Here is a 20271-nt window from a genome sequence, read left to right as displayed (position 1 = left end):
GTTACTTGGATGGCATTCTGCTAGTTTAGTTATTGGCGTTCTTTTTTTATTTCTTCCAATGTTGCTTTAATTTCTTGCAGACTCTTTTGATGTTCTTTTAGCATTGCTTGTTGTTCTTGCACTGCTTTAACTAAAGGCACTACAAAGGTCGAATAACCAATAGTGTAATGATCAGCGTCGCTTTTCGGATGATGTACGCCATCAAAGTTATAACCAATGCTTTTTGCAGCAGCTTCTACTTCCTGTGCAATAAACCCTGTTTGCAATTGTGATGAAACAATTTTTAATCTTTCAAAATATCTTGTTTTTTCAATAGCATTTTTGCAGCTATCCATTCTTTGTTTTATGCCAAGAAATTGATCTATTTTTTTTGCATTCAAGTAATAAGTTACCGGACGCAGTTTGGTTATAAATGCAAGGCCCGGTACATTAGTTTTTACATTCTTCTTAAATCTTCCGTCGGAAAAATTTTGCCATGCTCCATACCCACCGGTAAGATTATTGTTGGATGCAGTGCCAAATACAATTCGATAATCGAGAGCTGGTGCTGCATTATATCCAATAGCAGTTAGCCCAGTTAAAAGACCCGATCCTAAAAAAGATGGTGATGTATATGCTCCTAAACCGGTATTATATGAGCCAGAACCTCCATTGCCATAAAGAGCACGAATACCCATTGCTGTATTATAACCACCGGCGCTCGCAAACTTGAGAGCTTCCGTGCCAGCAGCGGTGTTTACTGACCCGGCATGAATGAATTCCAATGCTTGCCTTCCTATCGCAGTATTGGAACCTCCTGTGGCTCCATGTAATGCGGAAGCTCCAATTGCGGTATTATTAAACCCTGTTGTATTACCACCTAATGTGTAAGTACCCATTGCAGTATTTACCCCGCCAAGTGTATTACTAAACAATGCTTGGTAGCCAATGGCAATATTTATTGTATTGGTATTGACATCACCTGTATGATTATATAAAGCAGAATCACCAATGGCAATGAGGTAGCTGTCATAAAAGTTTTTGTAAAGTGAATATGTACCTATAGCAATATTGTGGATACCGAAACCGTTGGAATAAAGTGCCTTTGATCCTACTGCAATATTATACGATCCCACATTAGAATATAAAGCAGAATCTCCTGCTGCAACATTTCCATCACCGGCAATATTATTATACAGTGCACCTGTTCCAATGGCACAATTGAATGAACCGGTGGTATTCTTTCGCATAGCCTGGTAACCAACGGCTATATTATCGCTTCCAATCGTATTACTGTAAAGCGCTTCAGCGCCAATTGCAGTAATGTTTGATGTAGTTGTATTAATGTACAGTGCATGATCTCCTGCCGCTGTATTGCTATTGCCGGTGGTGTTAGAAAAAAGTGCTGCATTCCCGAAGGCACTATTATAAGCACCTTCAGTATTTGCATGCATGGCATCTCTGCCCGATGCAGTATTTTCAAAACCAGTGGTATTTAAAAGCATGGCATATTCGCCACTGGCTGTATTCGAATAACCGGTAGTGTTTGAAAGCAGTGTAGAGTTTCCTATTGCTACATTATCATACCCGCTGGTATTGCTGTATAAAGCTTTATAACCAAGTGCAATATTATCATACTTACCCAGATTGTTTATTCCCTGATTTAATAAAGCAGAATCACCGATGGCGATAATGCCGGAGCCTTGTGTATTGTTAAAAAGGGTTGCTGCGCCAAAACCAATATTATGAGCGCCGGTTAAATTATTATAACCCGAACGGATACCCCAGAAAACGTTATTGTTATTATGATCTATTTTGCCTGCCTGTACATCAGATACTTTAAACACCAATGCCTGATCATCGGTAGTACCGATAAAATGAATGCTGGTATCTGTACCTGCATTTCCTGTAAGTGACCAGTCGGGGATAGTACCCACTGTTAAAAGTTTAGTCCATACCGGAGATGCCGGAGTGCTGCTGTTAAAATAATAACCCACTCCGAATGTTGCATTGGTGTTATAAACCAGCAGACTCGATGCCGGGGCGGAAATGGTAGACCCATCAGTATAATCTAAAAGGTTAACTCTTGGAATAAGTAAGCCACGGTTAGGTGCAATTATTTCTAATGCGGTACTGCTGTTCGGTGTAGTGGTACCAATGCCGGCAATTTGCGAAAAGATATACTGACTTGAAATCAATAAACAAATGAACAATATACCTTGTTTCTTATATTTAATAATTGTCCTCATAATTGCTTATTGAGTTAATATAGTTGAAAGACGATTTTATAAAAGCTAAAAAATTGAATTACTTATTTTATTGTTCCGGGGTTTTTAATAAGCTGTTTCTTTTTCATTCGTTCCAGTTCTTTTTTTATTTCATCGATTAACTGTTGTTGTTCTTCAATGATCTTTTGTTGTTCCTGCACTGCCTTAACCAGCGGAACAACAAAAGTTGAATAGCCGATGGTATAATTATCTGCATCAGTTTCGGGATGATGAACACCGTCGAAGTTATAGCCGATGCTTTTAGCAGTTGCTTCTACTTCCTGTGCAATAAAACCTGTTTGTAATTGATCGGATACGGTTTTTAATCTTGCTAAATAAGTTGCTTTGTTCTTTGCATTTTTCTCATTGTCTACTTTTTGTGTTATACCAAGAAACTCATCTATTTTTTTTGCATCCAGGTTATACGTAACAGGGTTCAGTTTAGTAATGAAATTTAATCCTGGTACGTTTTCCTGTATATTTTCTTTAAACCTACCGTCAGAAAAAGATTGCCATGCACCATATCCTCCTGTGAGGTTATTATTTGATGAAGTGCCGATCACTATTTTATCATTGGCATTGTAGGTGGCATTGTAGCCAATGGCGGTAGCACCACTCAAATTACCCGGTCCTAAAACTGGTCCTCCGGCATTATTGCCTAAAGCAGAATTGTTTGAACCGGTAGTAGTTGAAAAAAGTGTAAAACCACCAATAGCAGTATTATTTGAGCCGCTGATATTTTTGTCAAGCGCACTTACACCAATAGCAGTATTGTTGTTGCCGTTAGAAGCACCGAGCGATTCATATCCTACGGCTGTATTTTTTTCTCCGCTGACATTCGCAATTAATGAGCCTGCACCTACGGCAGTATTTGCATCGCCACTTGAGTTATTTTTTAATGCCTCAGTGCCTAAAACAGTATTGGAAAGGCCGGTTAAATTTGAAAACATGGCCTTATTTCCAACTGCTACATTCTCAAATTCTCCATCACCATTTACATGTATAGACTCGTAATTGTATAATGAAGAATCACCAATAGCTACAATACTTGATCCTGTTACGTTAAAATTTAGTGCCCTTGTACCAATAGCTACATTACTATGCCCGCTAATGGTTCCTGATAATGCCGATGTGCCGATGGAGGTATTACTGCTGCCATTTACATTAAATGAGGCACCCGAACCAATTGCCGTATTTCCATTTCCGGTGGAATTGCCGAATAGTACGTTAAATCCGATCCCAGTATTGCTTCCTCCCGTAGAATTAAATTGAAGTACTTGATACCCGATTGCAGTATTACCTGGACCAGTAGTATTTTGCCAAAGAGAATTTCTTCCTATAGCTGTATTGAAATACCCGGTTGTATTTTTTTCAAGAGCCTGCTCACCTATAGCTGTATTGTCGTAGCCCGTTGTATTTGCTGCAAGAGCAAAAGCACCAAATGCGCTATTGACTGCACCTGTCGTATTAAAAATAAGTGCATTTCTTCCGGAAGCAGTATTCCCAAAACCAGTTGTATTATAATATAAAGAATAATTACCATTAGCTGTATTTGAATAACCCGTGGTATTGCTATATAAAGCAGAATTACCAACGGCCTCATTTGAAAAACCACTTGTATTAGAGTACATAGCTTTGTATCCAACAGCTACATTATCATAATACCCATTTCCGTTAACTCCTTGATTAAATAATGCAGAGTCTCCGATAGCCATCATTTTTGAGCCTGTTGTATTTTTAAAAAGGGTGGCTGTCCCCAAGCCTGTATTATTTGTACCGGTAGTATTATTTGTGCCTGACAGCGGTCCGAAAAACATATTGCTTTTATTAGGGTCAATAAAACCCGAGCGTTTATTAAAGACTTTAAATACTAAGGGCACATTATCTGTAGTACCGATAAAATTAGTTGATGTATTGGTGCCTGCATTTCCTGCCAATGACCAATTAGCCGAAATACCAAGTGCGGTTAAAAATTTTGTCCATGTCGGAGAACCAGGCGTGCCACTATTATAATAAAAACCTCTTCCAATTGTTGTATTGGTATTAAAGATCAATAAACTGGTGGCAGGTGTAATAATAGTACTGGCATCAGTAAGACTTGTTAATGAAATCTGTGGAATCAACAAACCTTTATTATTAGCATATATATCTAATTTCGCACTTTGATCAGGAGTAGTAGTACCGATACCTATGCTTTGTGCAAGTGTTGGTGCAGAGGGGGTCATCAAAATAATCAATGTGTTTAAACACAGTGTCGCAATACCTTTTCTCATTGTAAGATAGTTTAGGGTGATGTAGGATATTCAGTCAAACAAAAAATGATCAATATTTATTTTGTTTGTGTTCCCACGATCTATTAAAATAAAAGAAGTAAATTTTTTCCGAAGGGTAGAATCTAGTCTGACGTAGGTATTAAGGTACCGCAACATAATAAACAGTTTCAAAAAAAAGAAGTATTTTCTTGTTTTTTTTTCTTTGAAATAGGATTCATTAGCAGTTACAATCTTAAAAAAATCGAGACAGACTAAGAAATAAATTAGGCTTTTTTCTTCTTCGAAGGCTTCTTATAAAGCGTTTTTGTAGGAGTAGGAACAGTAGTACTGTTATACAATACCTGTACACATTCATTCAGTATCTGATATTTGTTTGTAGTAAACAATTGCATTTTTTCCGGAGGTAAACGCAGATCAAAATTACCTGTGGTTGACATGGCATTATCAAAACCGGGGTTATAATGATTGAACAATGTTATATCCATCGACAGATTTTTTGCGATCACCAGTGAATTGTATTTGCCGGAAATACTCAACACTTCAACATCAACTAATTCTTCTTCAGTCAATGCAGGTTTTTTATCGTATGGGTTAATCGATTTACCTGTACCGTTAGGTCCATAGGTAGTACGGGTAAACGCTTCATCAAAAATGGTGAGGTTGCTGTCTGCACTCATGGTATTGCTGCCTTCCATGATATACTGCGTAGCAATAAAACGTTTTACATAAGTTCTTGATTCTTCAGGTAAATGATATTGCAATTGCCAGAAATTTCTACTGCCACTTTTTTTGATGGCATTGTTTACTCTGCCCGGCCCTCCATTATAAGCAGCCATCACCAATAACCAATCATGAAAATCTTTGTAAAGAGTCAATAAGTATTTAGAAGCAGCATGTGTACTTTTATAATAATCCCTACGTTCATCAAATGAATTGGTTACTATCAAACCATATTCTCTTGCAGTATAGGGCATGAACTGCCATGGGCCACCGGCTCCAACACTGCTTGTAGCGGCAGTACTTAAATTAGATTCAATTACGGCAATGTATTTAAGTTCTTTAGGTAAACCGTATTGTTGTAAAATGCCTTCTATCAAGTTAAAATAGGGTTGGCCCCATCCTTTCATTTGACGAAGATATTTGCCATGAGCTTTCATATAATCTCTCGTAAATGCAATTGCATTCGGATTGATCTGAGCATTATATGGCATCGATTCATTATAACCATAGTTAGAAAAAAGGTTTTTAAATCCGTACTTCGTAACCTGGCTGATGTAGGCTATTTTTTCTTTCTTAACTTTTTCGCTCTCTCTCGATTTAATGATCTCATCTATTGTTGCATCTTCCTTTACAATATCTTCTACAATGGTATCTTGTTGATGAATATTTTTCTCAGGCATCGAAAATATTTTACCTACTGCTGAAAAATTCAACATCAATAAAAAAGTTGCTATGGATAATAATATTTTCATCTTAGTAAGATACTAAACAGGTTTATATTGTTGCATCAATAATTCAGAAAATGATAAAAGCGTAGCCTCATCAAATTTATTTGTTAATGCTTGTAAGCCAAAAGGCATACCATTACTGTGTTTGAACAAAGGAACCGATATGCCCGGAAGTCCTGTAAGGTTTGCAAAAACCGTATATATATCTGCTAAATACATTGCAATGGGATCATCTTTCTTTTCACCGATTGTAAATGCTGTAACAGGTGATGTAGGTAAGATGATGGTATCAAAATTTTTGAAGATGTCGACTGTTTTATCAACCAATAATCTTCTTACCTGTTGTGCCTTGCTGAAATAAGCATCGTAATAACCTGCACTTAAAACAAATGTACCCAGCATGATGCGATGCTGTACTTCTTTTCCGAAACCTTCAGTTCTTGTTTTTTTATAAAAATCATCAAGGCCTGTAATAGGTTCTTTGGTTCTATGTCCGTATCTCACCCCATCAAAACGACTGAGGTTGCTGCTTGCTTCGGCAGTGGTTAAAACATAATACGCCGGAACAATATAATCGATCAGATCAAATTCAACTGCTTCAACAGTATGTCCGTCTGCTTTCAATTTTTCTATGAGAGTTAAGATGCTGTTTTTAATTTCTGTATCCAATGATTCATGAAATAGCGCTTCTTTCAAATAAGCGATTTTGTATTTCTTGGTTGGTTGAGTATAGTCCATGGTCCATGATCCATGATCCAATGCAGTACTGTCAAAATCATCCGGTCCGCTCATTACTTCTAAAGCAATGGCAATGTCTGCTATATTATTTCCAAAGATTCCTATCTGATCAAATGATGAAGCATAAGCGATCAATCCATATCTCGATATACGACCATAGGTAGGTTTTATTCCAACAATGCCACAAAAATCAGCCGGTTGTCTTACCGAGCCGCCTGTATCAGTACCCAAGCTGATCATACACATACCAGCTTGTACTGCTACTGCACTACCACCGCTTGAGCCACCCGGTACTTTCGTTTCATCCAATGCATTTAATACATTGCCGTAGGCAGAGTTCTCATTGCTACTGCCCATTGCAAACTCATCGCAATTACAGGTACCAATGATGATAGCTTCTTCATCTAATAATCTTTGAACTGCAGTAGCATTATAAACCGCCGTGTATCCTTCCAGAATTTTTGATGCAGCAGTTACCACATGATCCTTATAACAAAGCACATCTTTGATGGCAATAACAACACCATGTAATTTTCTGATTGTGGCACCCGACTTCCTTTTTTCATCCAACGCTGCAGCTTTTGCCAAAGCCTCTTCGGCAAATACCTGTGTAAAAGCGTTCAGCTTTTTTTGCTCTTCTATCTTTTTTAGAAATACGTTTACGGTATCAACACAAGTAGTAGTGCCGTTAGAAAGTTGTTGATGGTATTGTTGTATTGAACTGGACAATTATCGAAAAGTTTGATTGGTATTTATAAAATCGGCTGGAGTGGAGGACAAAAATAAATGTCTTTCACTACAGCCGTTATTAATCTGAAATATTATTGGTTATTGCTTTTGTTGCAATTGCTCTCTGAGCCTTTTGATCTCTTCGTCTTTATCTTTTTCGTTCATTCCGGCTTCAAATTCACTTTTTACATTGTCTTTTGCATCTTTAAATTCACGAACACCTTTACCGATGCCTTTCATTAATTCAGGAATTTTCTTTCCTCCAAACAATAAAATAACCGCAATAAGAATGAATATCCACTCAGAACCACCCGGCATTCCAATTAAAAAAATTGTATTTAACATGATAAGAATTTTATACCGCAAAGATAATCTAAATATTGTCTTTGCAGGTTTTTTACTTGTTAATAATCAAGGGAAATACTAACGTACATATCTGCCACATTTGGCCTTACCGTTAGCAGCTTCATAGGGTGTAATGCCTCTGGCACACGACATGAACACAAGCACAACAGAAACAAAGAGGGATAATAACAATACCTTTTTCATATTTGTTTTAATTTTTAGGGTAAAACGAATTAATCAATATGTTATCAGAGGTATTGGAAAATAATGCGGTAAAGATAGCTTAATTTTTATGCCTTTTGTTAGGCCAGTATTGGTTTTGGGCTATTTTTAACAAAACGAAAAAAGCGTTCCGATATTGTCGGAACGCTTTTATATAATTTTAAAACTATATTATTTTTTAAGGGCAACAGCCATTCTTTTTTCCTGAATACGAGCACTTTTACCGCTTCTTTCACGAAGGTAGAACAATTTAGCTCTACGTACTTTACCTACTTTATTCAACACAATGCTCTCAATATTAGGAGAATAGAAAGGGAACAAACGTTCAACACCTACACCATCGCTTACTTTACGCACTGTAAAAGTAGCGGTAGCGCCGGTACCCTGACGTTTGATAACGTCTCCTTTAAAACTTTGGATACGTTCTTTATTTCCTTCAACAATTTTATAGTTAACAGTCACATTATCACCTGCTTTAAAGCTAGGAAGTGCTGGTTTTGCTGTTAATTGTTCGTGTACAAAAGCTACTGCGTTCATGATCTTTATTTTTAACGGACGGCAAAGGTAGGGAAAGTTTTTTAGTTATTGGTTTTTAGTTATTAGTTTTTTTTTAAAATTCGAGCCTCAAGCTGCAAGCCACAAGGGACAAGTAAACAAAAAGCCACAAATTATTGGTTTGTGGCTTTTTAAAATGTATCTAAATCTCAGGCTTTGTTCCTTGTGGCTTGCAGCTTGAGGCTTCTATCTGGCAATATTCACCGCTCTTTTCTCCCTAATAACCGTAACCTTGATCTGGCCCGGGAAGGTCATTTCGGTCTGTATTTTTTGAGCTATTTCAAAGCTTAATTTGTCGCTATCTGCATCGCTTACTTTTTCAGCTTCTACTATTACCCTTAACTCTCTACCTGCCTGAATTGCGTATGCTTTTTCAACCCCTTGATAGGCTTGAGCCATGCTTTCAAGGTCTTTGATACGTTGAATGTATTGCTGCATGATCTCACGTCTTGCACCCGGTCTTGCACCACTGATGGCATCGCAAGCCTGAATAATGGGAGAGATCACGTATTGCATTTCCATTTCATCATGGTGAGCACCGATGGCATTCACTACTGCCGGGTTTTCACCATATTTTTCAGCCAGTTTAGCACCCAATAATGCATGGCTTAATTCAGTTTCTTCATCAGGCACTTTACCAATATCGTGTAATAGACCGGCACGTTTAGCCAATTTAGGGTTCATACCTAATTCGGCGGCCATAATAGCACAAAGATTAGCAGTTTCACGACTGTGCATCAATAAGTTTTGACCATAAGAAGAACGGAAACGCATACGCCCAACCATTCTGATCAATTCTTTATGAAGTCCATGAACACCTAATTCCATTGCTGTACGTTCACCGATCTCCATTACCTGATCGTCCAGTTGGCGTTTTGTTTTCTCCACTACCTCCTCAATACGGGCTGGGTGGATACGTCCATCGGCCACTAAACGTTGTAAGGATAAACGGGCAACTTCTCTACGCAAAGGATCGAATGAAGAAAGAACGATCGCCTCTGGAGTGTCATCTACCACGAGGTCTACACCTGTAGCAGCTTCAATGGCACGGATATTACGGCCTTCTCTACCGATGATAGATCCTTTGATTTCATCACTTTCAAGATTGAAAACAGTGATAGAGTTTTCAATAGCCTGTTCTGCTGCAGTACGTTGTATGGTTTGAATAACAATTTTACGGGCCTCTTTACCTGCCTTTTGTTTGGCTTCTTCAATGATTTCCTGTTGAATACCGATCGCTTTGGTCTGAGCTTCTTGTCTAAGGCTTTCGATCAGTTGGTTACGGGCATCTTCAGCACTTAAATTAGCTACTTTCTCCAGACGACGGATATGCTCTTCCTGGTGTTTTTCTAACTCAGTACGCTTCAGATTCACCACTTCTATCTGCCTATTAAGGGTTTCCTTTATGGCTTCGTTTTCTTTTACCTGCTTATCGACGTTCGCTTCTTTCTGATTTAGACTTTGTTCTTTTTGTTTAATTCTATTCTCTCCTTCAACAAGCTTCTGGTTACGTTGCATCACATCTTTATCATGTGAGGCTTTCATTTGTACGAACTTTTCTTTAGCCTCTAATTCTTTTTCTTTTTTAAGATTTTCGGCTCTTAATTCGGCTTCTCTGATGATAATCTGTGACTGCTTTTCAGCTTCCTCGACTTGTTTTTGGGTGTTTTTGGCAAAAATGAATTTACCCAGTACAATCCCTACGATTAGGGCAATTGCACCTACGATGATCGAAATTATATTCGGTTCCATTGAGATTTTTTGTTTTTAAACGGTTCACAATCTTAAATTTTCTCACTATAACCATAAAAAATGGGGGAAAATAGTTAGTTGGCGAAGATAAGCAATTTGTTTGGAGTAAGTTTGCAAACATTAATATAAAATGACACTTAACCACCCCGAGCTAATCGATTTATTACAAAGGGCTTACTCAGCTGAAAGAGCGGCATCGTTTGCGTATCAGGGGCATGCAGGCTCCGTTAAAAACAAAGAAGAAAAAGCAGCTATCCGGCAAATTGAATTGGATGAATGGGACCATAGGGCGGAAGTATTGCAGATAATGAAACAATACGAAGTACCCGTTTCAAAATATTATGAGGTCAGATTTTGGGTCATCGGTAAAATGATTGCTGCCGGTTGTTATGTGATAGGATGGTTCATGCCGTTTTATTTTGCCGGCAGACTTGAAAGCGGCAACGTATGTGAGTACTTCAGGATGAAACAATATTTTAATAGTTTGGGTATTAAAGAGCACGATCGGCTTTTGTACGATATGGGAATGAAGGAAAAGGAGCATGAGATCTATTTTCTGGAGAAAATAAAAGGAAACAAACTACTTCCTTTTTTTGAAAAATATTTTTTCTGGGGAAGCAAGGACAGTTTCAATAATATCGATCTGGAAAAAAAATATCCTGTAGAGGAATCTGATATTTATTGTAAAAAATAACAGTTTAAAATTTTGCAGGTTAGCAAATACGCTTATTTTTATCGGAATTACCACCCTTACATCATTTATGATCAAACTTGTTTCAACCCTGGCGATGAGCATCGCCTTTTTTTTACCAGCATTTGCAATTGAAAAAGACAGCAACGTAGTTATCTCGTCTGCTTACGAAACCTACACTTTTGACTACAGCAAAAAGGATAAAGAGGTTAAGATCAAACAACAATTAACCACTACCTATTTGTGTCAGAACTTTCGTACCTCAATTCCTATTGTTGAGTTTTATGATGACAAATCTACTATTGATGATGTAAGGGTCTATGTAGATGGTAGCAAAGCCAAATACATTACCCCGAGGTATGAATATTATTCTGTGGAGAACATTTTTTACTCCGATGCACATATTTGTTATTTCAATATGCCATTAGAGAAAAAAGGCAGTAACAGTGAAACCTATTTTGAGAAAACAGTTACAGATCCACGTTACTTCACATCTATTTATTTCAGCGGAGAATATGATATTCAGAAAAAGATAGTAACGATCACAGTGCCAAAATGGATGAAAGTAGAACTAAAGGAAATGAATTTTGAAGGATATGATATAACAAAGACGTCGGTTTACAACAGTAAAATAGATGCCGATGAAATTACTTATACCATTAAAAATGTTCCTACAAAAGAAAATGAAGGGCATAGCCCGGGTATATCATATACAGAGCCGCATTTAATGGTGTTGAGTAAATATGCGGATACACCTGATGGTAAGATCAATTATTTTAATACGTTGAATGATCAGTATGCATGGTATCGTACCCTAACAAAAAGTCCGGGTAATAATGAAGCAGTAATAAAAGCGAAAGCACTTGAAATTACCAGCGGAATTGCCGATGACCTTGAAAAGGTCAAAAAAGCATTTTACTGGATGCATGATAATATCAGATATGTGGCTTTTGAAGATGGTATCGCAGGATTCAAACCGGAAAAGGCTGATGAGGTTTTAAGAAAAAAATACGGCGATTGTAAAGGTATGGCACATCTTACCAAAGAATTATTAAAAGCACTTGGCTTTGATGCAAGGCTTTGTTGGATCGGTACAAACCATATTGCTTACACATATGCAACGCCATCGATGGCGGTAGATAATCATATGATCTGTGCACTGATCTATCAGGGAAAGACATATTTTTTAGATGCTACAGAAAATTACATTGGCTTCAATGAATATGCAGAGCGCATTCAGGGAAGAGAGATACTGATCGAAGATGGTGACAAATACATTTATTCTAAAGTTCCTGCAACTACTTACCACCAAAATCTTGATGCTGAAAAATGTGTTTTGTCGATCAATGGTAATAACCTCGAAGGTACAGTATCAAGAGAATGGAAAGGAGAAGAAAAAGAAAGCATTTTCTCACAATTGAATGCTATTAAAAAAGAAAAAAGTTCTGAGGCATTTACCAAATACCTGAGCGACGGATCCAAAGATTATTTGATCACTGATTTTGTTACCTCAGACCTAACGAATTATGATAAACCGTTGAGTGTAAAATATAATTTACAACACGTTAATGCTATTACTTCATTCGGCAACGAATTGTATGTTGATATTGATTACAGAAAGAATTTGAACGCTTTTATTTTTGATCTTAAAGAAAGATCAAATGATTATTGGTTCTCTTATAAAACCAACACCGTGTTAGATGTGCAATTAACCATTCCGGCGGGTTATACCGTTTCTTCAATGCCAACGAATGTTTCGGTAAAAAATGATGATTATGAATTTACTGCAACGCTTACCAAAAAGGACAATAAATTATTATACACCAAGAATATCATAATTAAAAATATTAAGCTGAAGAAAAGCAAATTTGAGCAGTGGAATAAAGATGTAGAAAAATTGAAAAGTTTTTACGGAGAACAGATCGTACTAATCAAAAAATAAGCAACCTATAACACATGAAGCAAATAACCGGAACTATCATTTTAAGTTTTATCTGTGTATCAACTCTTTTGGCACAAGGTGGAGCAAAAGACGAAAAAAAGTATAAAGAAAGAGCTGCAGAAGTGCAGGAAGAAATATGGAGCAGTGGTGGCAAACCATTTGATGTAATAGAGGTACCAAGCGAATATAAAAATGAAAGTGCGGTGGTGTTGGCAAAAATGCTGGAGGTTACCAACTCATCGAAGAAAAAATTAAAGATCAGTTTGTTCGGTCCCGGATTTGCCACGAGGTTAAAGTATTACACTACGTTAAGAGAGAGGGTAAAGATCAATGATAAAGCGGCATTAGATGAGTTTTCAACGCTGGAGTATAAGAAAAACCTGAACAATACCTCTTCGATCTTCATCACAAAAATTGTTGAAACATATAAAACCTATGTAGGGGCTAAGGTTATTAAAACCGATGGCAAACAATTTATTGTAAATGCTGATGAAGAAGTATTAACTAAAAATGAAGCAAAAGACAAAGAAGGTAAATTGGCTATCCCTAATTTACAGGTTGGGGATATTTTAGATTACTATATCCGTATTGAAGAAGTAACCGAAAATGGAGCTGATACAAGAGGCCCGAATGTTTTTCCTCTCGGTGGTGAATACCCGATATTATACTATAACGTTAAGTACACACTCGATAAAAAATGCGGTGCAGATGTAATGAGTATGAATGGCGCTAAACCAATTGCGCAATCGGAAAATGATGACAATGATATAGTATTGGAGTTCACAGAAAAAAATCTACCTAAAGCAAAAACACCGATGTGGTCTTGTTTTGCAAGACAGTTCCCTTATCATGTTATTCGCTATGGATTTCTTGGAGCAAGTATTGTTGCAAGTCCGGGTAATGTAAAAAGAGGTCCGTTTACAGAGTTGTATAAAACAAAATTGAAAAATTATTATACAGATAAGATCAGATTTCGTTTGGTTGATTTTTCCGTTGAGAAACCAATGGAAGAATATTTTGGTGGGAAGAAAGCGATGAAGGAATTGCCCTCAGATAGTATCATTAATTATTTGTATAACTATTATCATTGGTCCAAATATCCATCGTTGACCAACATGAACGTAAGTAACGAAAAGAACAATGGCAATATGGATTGGTACGATATGGCCATTACGTTCAGTGAGGTCTTGAGAGATTATGATATTGAAAATGATATTGTATTGGTTTGTAATCGTTTTTCAGGAAGATTGAATGAAATTTTTGGATTGGGTGATATTGAAACCTTTGTAAAGATCAATCACGAAGGAAAATACAAGTGGATCGCTTTTAATGATTTCTTCCATAATACAGGTCAATTGCCTTCTGCTTATCAGGGAGAAAATGCATTGGTGATCACTCGTGAAGGGAGAGACAGAAAGCCAAAGTTTTCTGACACGGAATTGCCGATCAAATTACCCGTTAGCAAAAGCACAGAGAATGTTATAGCTGAAACCATTAAGGTTGAATTTGGAAAAGAGAATATGCAATTGCTTACTATTGATCGCAGTGTTACCGAATCGGGAGAGATGAAGCAATCTGATCAAAAAAAATTGTTAACCGCACAGGAAGTAAATGATGGCTTTGCAGCATTGATTGGTAAAATGAGTGCAGTAGAATATTTGCTCGATGATAAAAAAACTAAAGCAAAAGCTGCCGAATTACAAACGGCTATTGACAAAGAAAAAATAAATCAAAAAGATTATTTTAAAGATGAGATCAACGCACAATATGATCAGTATCCAAAAGAGTTGATCAGCTATCAAATTGTGAACAATGGCTTTGCTGTACAAAAACCCGTGTTTGAATTCAAGCAGAAGTTTACTATGGAGAATTTTGTTAAGAAAGCAGGTAACAATTACATTTTAGATGCCGGTAAATTAATGGGTACTTTCTCAAAAGTAGAAGAGAAAGATCGTACAAGAACTGTAGATATATATATGTCTGCCGCCCGTACTTTGTCTTATACATTTGACATTACGATACCTGAGGGGTATACTGTTAAGGGATTGGATGAGATCAATAAGAAAACAGAAAATGATGTTGCTTCTTTCACATCTACCGCAAAACAATCAGGTAACATCGTTACAATAACTGCATCACGTACCTATAACAGTAATTATGAACCGGTAAGTAACTGGAGTAAATTATTGCAGGTGATGGATGCAGCTTCTGAATTTACAGAGAAAAAGTTATTGTTGGAGAAGAAAAAGTAATTACAGATTAGAATCGATCTGCGTTTCCAATTTAAGGAGCCCACTTAATATCTCTTTTTCAATTGCAGGATTATTTGTGTCGGTGGTGGCCTGGGTAGCATACCAGATCATTACCATTGCAATGTAATCCTGCATATCTTTTCCTGAGAACTGTGTTTTAAATTCAATGATCTTATCATTGATTGTTTTTAGCGTACGCCTGATGATCTCCTCATCTTCCGGATTGGTTTTAATGCGATAGGTTCTGTCGCCGATAACAATATTTACAGGAATTAATTCTGCCATAATTTTATTCGCTCAGCAAGCCAATGCACTTGTCTATTTCTTTAATATATTGGTTGATGTTTTTTTCGAAAGCTTTTTTTTCTGATTCTGACATTTGCCCGGCAGCAGATTTTAAGATAGCTACCTGTTGTTCTAATTGGGTGATCTTTTCCAAATCGTTTTCTTTCTGCGATCGATGGTTGGACAACATTGTGTTCAACTGCTCGTTCTCTTTTTTGAGAGCGGCATAATTCTTCAGCAATTGCTGAAGCTTGTTGTTGATCCGGGTGATATTTTCCTCTATTGGCGTCAATCTATTTTCTTATTTCTGCATTTAGTTCCTTTTCGTAAGATACAATTATTTTACTCATCATTGCATCAATTTCCTTGTCGGTTAAAGTTTTTTCTTCGTCTAAAAAGGTAAAGCTAATGGCAAGTGATTTTCTGTCGGCACCTAATTTATCGCTTTCAAAAATATCAAACAAATTAACAGATTGCAATTTGCTTATTTTAGCACCATTGGTAGCTTTATGCACATCATCATACTTAACAGATTTATTTACCACAATAGCTAGATCTCTTTGTACTGCAGGAAACTTCGGAATGCCGGCAAATTCGATCTTTACTTTTTTACTTAAGGTGATCAATCTTTCCCATTCAATGTCTGCATATAAAACAGGTTGTTTTATATCAAAACGATCAGCTGTTTTTTTGTTAATAGTACCAACGGTTGCAACAACATCATTCTTGATCTTTAGTTCAAGACAGTTGTCAAGATTTTTATTCGTTACTGTTTCTAAAGAGCCGATCTTCAAACCGAGTAATTGAATGATCTTTTCAGCAACTGCTTTAGCAAAATAAATGTCAGCTTTGTCTCCTTTTCCTTTCCAGCTATCCATTGTTTTTTTACCGGTAATGTAAATGCTCAGGTGTTGTTTTTCTGAATATTTGTTTTCGCCAACAATGTTGTAGGTTTTTCCGAATTCAAAAAATTGGAGGTCGCTGTTTTTTCTGTTCAAATTGTACGCAACACTTTCTAATCCGGTTTCCATCATACTTGGTCGCATTACATTCAACTCTGCACTCAAACTGTTGATCATTTTTACGGTTGTCTGTAATTCTTCCTCAGTATAATAAGCAGCATTGGTAATGCTATTTGTAAATATCTCATTGAATCCAAGTCCTATCAGGTAGTTAGCTGTCTTTTCCTTGTATGTTGCTTCATGAGCAAGGGTTTCAACTGAAGGAGAGATACTTATGACAGATGGGATATCTACATTATCAAGCCCATCAATACGCATAATTTCTTCAACAATGTCTGCAGGTATGCTGATATCGGGCTTACTAAACGGAACGGATATACGAAGATCGTCAATACCTTCTTTAAGAATTTCAAACCCTAGTCCGGTTAAAATATTTTTAACTGTATCGCCATGATAATTTTTACCACTTAATTTTTTCAGGTAGTGATATTTAATAGCAACCTCTGTTTTTTGCTTCGGGTTAGGATAAACATCAATTATATCACTTGCAAATTCTCCGCCGGCAATTTCTTTGATCAACAGGGCAGCACGTTTTAAAACATTTACGGTGTTGCCAATGTCAACACCTTTTTCAAATCTCGTGGCTGCATCTGTACGCAATCCATGTCTGAACGATGTTTTACGAATTGAAATTGGATTGAACCATGCGCTTTCTAAAAAAATACTTGTTGTTGTATTTGTTACGCCGCTGTGTAAACCACCATACACACCGCCAATGCACATTGGTTCTTCTGCATTACAGATCATCAGATCTTCTGCATTTAGTTTTCTTTCTTTTTCATCCAAAGTAATAAAAGGGGTTCCTTCGGGCAGGTTTTTTACAATGATTGTATTGCCTTTTATCGCAGCCGCATCAAACGCATGTAAAGGTTGTCCAGTTTCATGCAATATGAAATTGGTGATGTCAACTATATTATTGATAGGTCTTAACCCAATCGCTTTTAATTTTTGTTGTAGCCACTTCGGGCTTTCTGCAACGGTAACATTTTTAATGCTGATGCCGGCATATCTTTCGCAGGCAGTTGCATTTTCAATGTTTACGGCAATTTGTAAAGTCTTATTCTCAGCTTTAATGCCATTTTTGTATGGCGATTTTACCGATACTTCTTTTTTGTTATGATGCCATAGATACGCACAAACATCTCTTGCCACACCTAAATGGCTCATGGCGTCCATTCTGTTTGGTGTGAGACCGATTTCAAAAATAACATCGTTGTATGGCTTAAAATAATCTGCAGCAGCTGTACCAACTTTTGTATCGGCTGGCAATACCATTATACCTGCATGATTATCATTTAATCCTATCTCATCTTCTGCACAGATCATCCCAAAGCTTTCAACGCCTCTGATCTTTGCTTTCTTCATTGTCAATGGTTCTCCGGTAGAAGGATAGATCGTTGCGCCGATTGTTGCCACTACTACTTTCTGCCCCACAGCTACATTCGGAGCACCACATACAATTTGCAGATTTTCAGCAGCACCAATATCCACTCTTGTAAGACTAAGTTTATCAGCATCAGGATGTTTTTCGCATTCCAGCACTTCACCAATTACAAGTCCTTCGAGGCCGCCTTTCAACTCTTCGTATTTTTCCATACTCTCAACTTCCAAACCAATAGCAGTTAAGATTTTGCTCAGTTTTTCAGGGTCAACTTTTTCGGGAAGATATTCACTTAGCCAGTTGTAACTTATTGTCATTTACTGTAATATTATTATTTGTGTCGGCAAAGATAACTATTGCAATACAAGCGGTAAAATTTACCCGAATTCGTTGCCAAATATGAATTCATTTTCACATAAACAAGTGAAAAAAAAGCTTGCTTAGTGAAGAAAAAAAAAGATTTGGTTGCTATACTGTTAATAAATGAATGCGAATGCCCATTTGCCTGAATAATGCTTGTTAATTACCATGTTTATAAGCCGTGGATAACCTACTTTTACATGTGAATGAACAGTGGAAAATCATTATAAAAAGTTGGGTACAAAGGCATGTGCATAAACCTGAACTTTTTTGAATTTATCTTAGTCTTTCTGCAATACTCAAATGACCATTTTTTTGGTTTTAAACGATGCTAACATTGCCCGTTAAACGAAGAAATCAGTTGAACTGCAGAGGCTTACTACCATTAACTTTTAACTTTATAACCTTACACCGAACATGGATTTTACTAACCTTAACAAAGATAGAAAGACAAGAAGAAAACCCTCACTCGATCTAGGAAACATGGTATTTGGCAAAGTACCGCCTCAGGCAAAGGAGTTGGAAGAAGCTGTACTTGGAGCCATCATGCTAGAAAAAAGTGCCTTTGATACTGTAATCGAAATTTTAAAAGCTGAATGTTTTTATACTGAGGCGCATCAGCGCATTTTCAGAGCATTTACTTCTTTGGCTCAAAAGAGTTTGCCGATAGATCTGTTGACAGTTGTTGAAGAATTAAAGATCAAGGAAGAACTTGATCTGGTTGGTGGTCCATACTATGTTTCCAAATTAACCAATGCTGTAGTTTCATCTGCTAATATTGATGCTCACTCAAGAATCATTCTACAGAAATTCATTCAAAGAGAATTGATAAGGATCAGCGGAGAAATAATCGGCGACGCTTACGAAGATGCAACGGATGTTTTTGATCTGTTGGATGATGCAGAAAGTAAGTTGTTTGAGATCACTAACAATCACCTTCGTAAAAATTTCGATGATATCAATACTGTATTGGTTAAAACCATTCAGAAAATTGAAGATATGCGTAACCGTGATGAAGATATCACAGGTGTGCCAAGTGGTTTTCCTAAATTAGATAAATTGACTTATGGTTGGCAGCCTACAGATCTTATTATTCTTGCGGCACGACCTTCAGTAGGTAAAACAGCCTTTGCATTGAATCTTGCCCGTAGTGCTGCCTTACATCCTACAAAACCTACAGCGGTAGGCTTTTTCAGTCTTGAGATGAGTGCCGGACAATTGGTTACACGTATTTTAAGTGCCGAAAGTGAAATATGGTTAGAGAAGATCAATCGTGGTCAATTGGAAGAACACGAAATGAAGCAACTCTATAAAAAAGGAATTGAACGTTTAAGTAATGCACCTATATTTATTGATGATACCGCTGCTTTGAATATTTTTGAATTGAGAGCGAAATGTCGTCGTTTAAAAAACAAACACAATGTAGGCATCATCATTATCGACTATTTGCAATTGATGAGTGGAGCAGGAGAGAACAGAAACGGTAACCGTGAACAAGAGATCAGCCGTATATCAAGAGACTTGAAAGGATTGGCGAAAGAGCTACAGGTTCCGATCATTGCGTTATCACAGTTGAGCAGGGAAGTTGAAAAACGTAAAGAAGGTGCAAAAATTCCACAATTGAGTGATCTGAGAGAATCAGGTGCGATTGAACAGGATGCCGATATGGTAATGTTTCTCTACCGTCCGGAATATTATGAAATTACTCAGGATGCAATGGGAGAGAGCACAAAAGGTGAGACGTATGTAAAGATCGCAAAACATCGTAATGGTAGTTTGGATACAGTTAAACTAAAAGCCTTGTTGCACATTCAGAAATTTATTGAAGATGAAGAGGATGGCGGTGATTTTGGTGGCGGTAGTCCGGGTGGTGGTTTTAGACCGGTAAGACCTGATGAAGGAGGTGATCCCGGAGCAAAACTATACATACAAAAGGGCAGTAGGATGAATGATGGCGCTTTTGATGAAGAAAGTCCTTTCTAAATAATTGATAATTGTTTTATGAAGAATGAAGAATTAAATTTGATTTT

At 37.0% G+C, this 20271-nt stretch carries 15 protein-coding genes; 4 read left to right on the top strand and 11 right to left on the bottom strand.

Translation table 11 applies throughout. From position 1 onward, the window contains the following. Window positions 1-29: 29 nt before the first annotated feature. The 8 genes from ACQ33O_RS01410 to rny all read right to left on the bottom strand — a co-directional run bounded on the left by ACQ33O_RS01410 (window position 30) and on the right by rny (window position 10308). Window positions 30-2228, bottom strand: coding sequence for a tail fiber domain-containing protein (locus tag ACQ33O_RS01410; protein ID WP_430993760.1), 2199 nt, complete (start codon window positions 2226-2228; stop codon window positions 30-32). A 62-nt stretch (window positions 2229-2290) separates the two neighbouring features. Next, entirely contained in the window at window positions 2291-4519 is a 2229-nt protein-coding gene (locus ACQ33O_RS01405) for a tail fiber domain-containing protein (RefSeq protein WP_430993759.1), read from the bottom strand. Between the two features lie 263 nt (window positions 4520-4782). Further along, complete coding sequence (locus ACQ33O_RS01400; protein ID WP_430993758.1) at window positions 4783-5991, bottom strand: lytic transglycosylase domain-containing protein; 1209 nt, start codon at window positions 5989-5991, stop codon at window positions 4783-4785. Between the two features lie 12 nt (window positions 5992-6003). Then, window positions 6004-7434 carry an Asp-tRNA(Asn)/Glu-tRNA(Gln) amidotransferase subunit GatA gene (gene gatA, locus ACQ33O_RS01395; RefSeq protein WP_430993757.1) on the bottom strand — a complete coding sequence of 477 codons (1431 nt, stop codon included), beginning with the start codon at window positions 7432-7434 and terminating at the stop codon, window positions 6004-6006. Between the two features lie 99 nt (window positions 7435-7533). Next, on the bottom strand, window positions 7534-7779 hold the full coding sequence (locus tag ACQ33O_RS01390; RefSeq protein ID WP_430993756.1) for a Sec-independent protein translocase subunit TatA/TatB: 246 nt from the start codon (window positions 7777-7779) through the stop codon (window positions 7534-7536). Window positions 7780-7857: 78 nt separating this feature from the next. Beyond that, the gene (locus ACQ33O_RS01385; protein ID WP_430993755.1) at window positions 7858-7983 is read right to left on the bottom strand and encodes a hypothetical protein; all 126 of its coding nucleotides are present in this window, start codon (window positions 7981-7983) and stop codon (window positions 7858-7860) included. Window positions 7984-8172: 189 nt separating this feature from the next. Continuing rightward, entirely contained in the window at window positions 8173-8538 is a 366-nt protein-coding gene (gene rplS, locus ACQ33O_RS01380) for a 50S ribosomal protein L19 (protein WP_430993754.1), read from the bottom strand. Window positions 8539-8742: 204 nt separating this feature from the next. Then, a complete protein-coding gene (rny, locus tag ACQ33O_RS01375) occupies window positions 8743-10308 on the bottom strand; it encodes a ribonuclease Y (RefSeq protein WP_430993753.1) in 1566 nt (521 codons plus the stop codon). 130 nt (window positions 10309-10438) lie between these two features. Between rny and ACQ33O_RS01370 the strand changes: the two genes are divergently transcribed. The 3 genes from ACQ33O_RS01370 to ACQ33O_RS01360 all read left to right on the top strand — a co-directional run bounded on the left by ACQ33O_RS01370 (window position 10439) and on the right by ACQ33O_RS01360 (window position 15193). Continuing rightward, entirely contained in the window at window positions 10439-11002 is a 564-nt protein-coding gene (locus tag ACQ33O_RS01370; protein ID WP_430993752.1) for a ferritin-like domain-containing protein, read from the top strand. Between the two features lie 94 nt (window positions 11003-11096). Beyond that, entirely contained in the window at window positions 11097-12941 is a 1845-nt protein-coding gene (locus tag ACQ33O_RS01365; protein WP_430993751.1) for a transglutaminase-like domain-containing protein, read from the top strand. Between the two features lie 14 nt (window positions 12942-12955). Beyond that, on the top strand, window positions 12956-15193 hold the full coding sequence (locus ACQ33O_RS01360) for a hypothetical protein (RefSeq protein WP_430993750.1): 2238 nt from the start codon (window positions 12956-12958) through the stop codon (window positions 15191-15193). On the opposite strand, the gene ACQ33O_RS01355 is transcribed toward ACQ33O_RS01360, so the two are convergent. From ACQ33O_RS01355 to pheT, 3 genes are read right to left on the bottom strand one after another with little or no spacing between them, the layout of a single operon-like run. Continuing rightward, window positions 15194-15478 (bottom strand): cell division protein ZapA, encoded by a 285-nt coding sequence (locus ACQ33O_RS01355; RefSeq protein WP_430993749.1) that lies wholly within the window; start codon window positions 15476-15478, stop codon window positions 15194-15196. 4 nt (window positions 15479-15482) lie between these two features. Continuing rightward, entirely contained in the window at window positions 15483-15719 is a 237-nt protein-coding gene (locus tag ACQ33O_RS01350) for a hypothetical protein (RefSeq protein ID WP_430993748.1), read from the bottom strand. A gap of 52 nt (window positions 15720-15771) precedes the next feature. After that, entirely contained in the window at window positions 15772-18198 is a 2427-nt protein-coding gene (gene pheT / locus ACQ33O_RS01345) for a phenylalanine--tRNA ligase subunit beta (RefSeq protein ID WP_430993747.1), read from the bottom strand. Window positions 18199-18658: 460 nt separating this feature from the next. Here pheT and dnaB point away from each other — a divergent pair, with 460 nt between their 5' ends. Next, window positions 18659-20224 carry a replicative DNA helicase gene (dnaB, locus tag ACQ33O_RS01340; RefSeq protein ID WP_430993746.1) on the top strand — a complete coding sequence of 522 codons (1566 nt, stop codon included), beginning with the start codon at window positions 18659-18661 and terminating at the stop codon, window positions 20222-20224. The last annotated feature ends 47 nt before the right edge of the window (window positions 20225-20271 follow it).

This window comes from Ferruginibacter sp. SUN002, from assembly GCF_050611725.1.
GTDB lineage: Bacteria > Bacteroidota > Bacteroidia > Chitinophagales > Chitinophagaceae > Ferruginibacter.
Note: the sequence above shows the minus strand (reverse complement) of the source record. Positions and strands in the feature narration are given on the sequence as shown.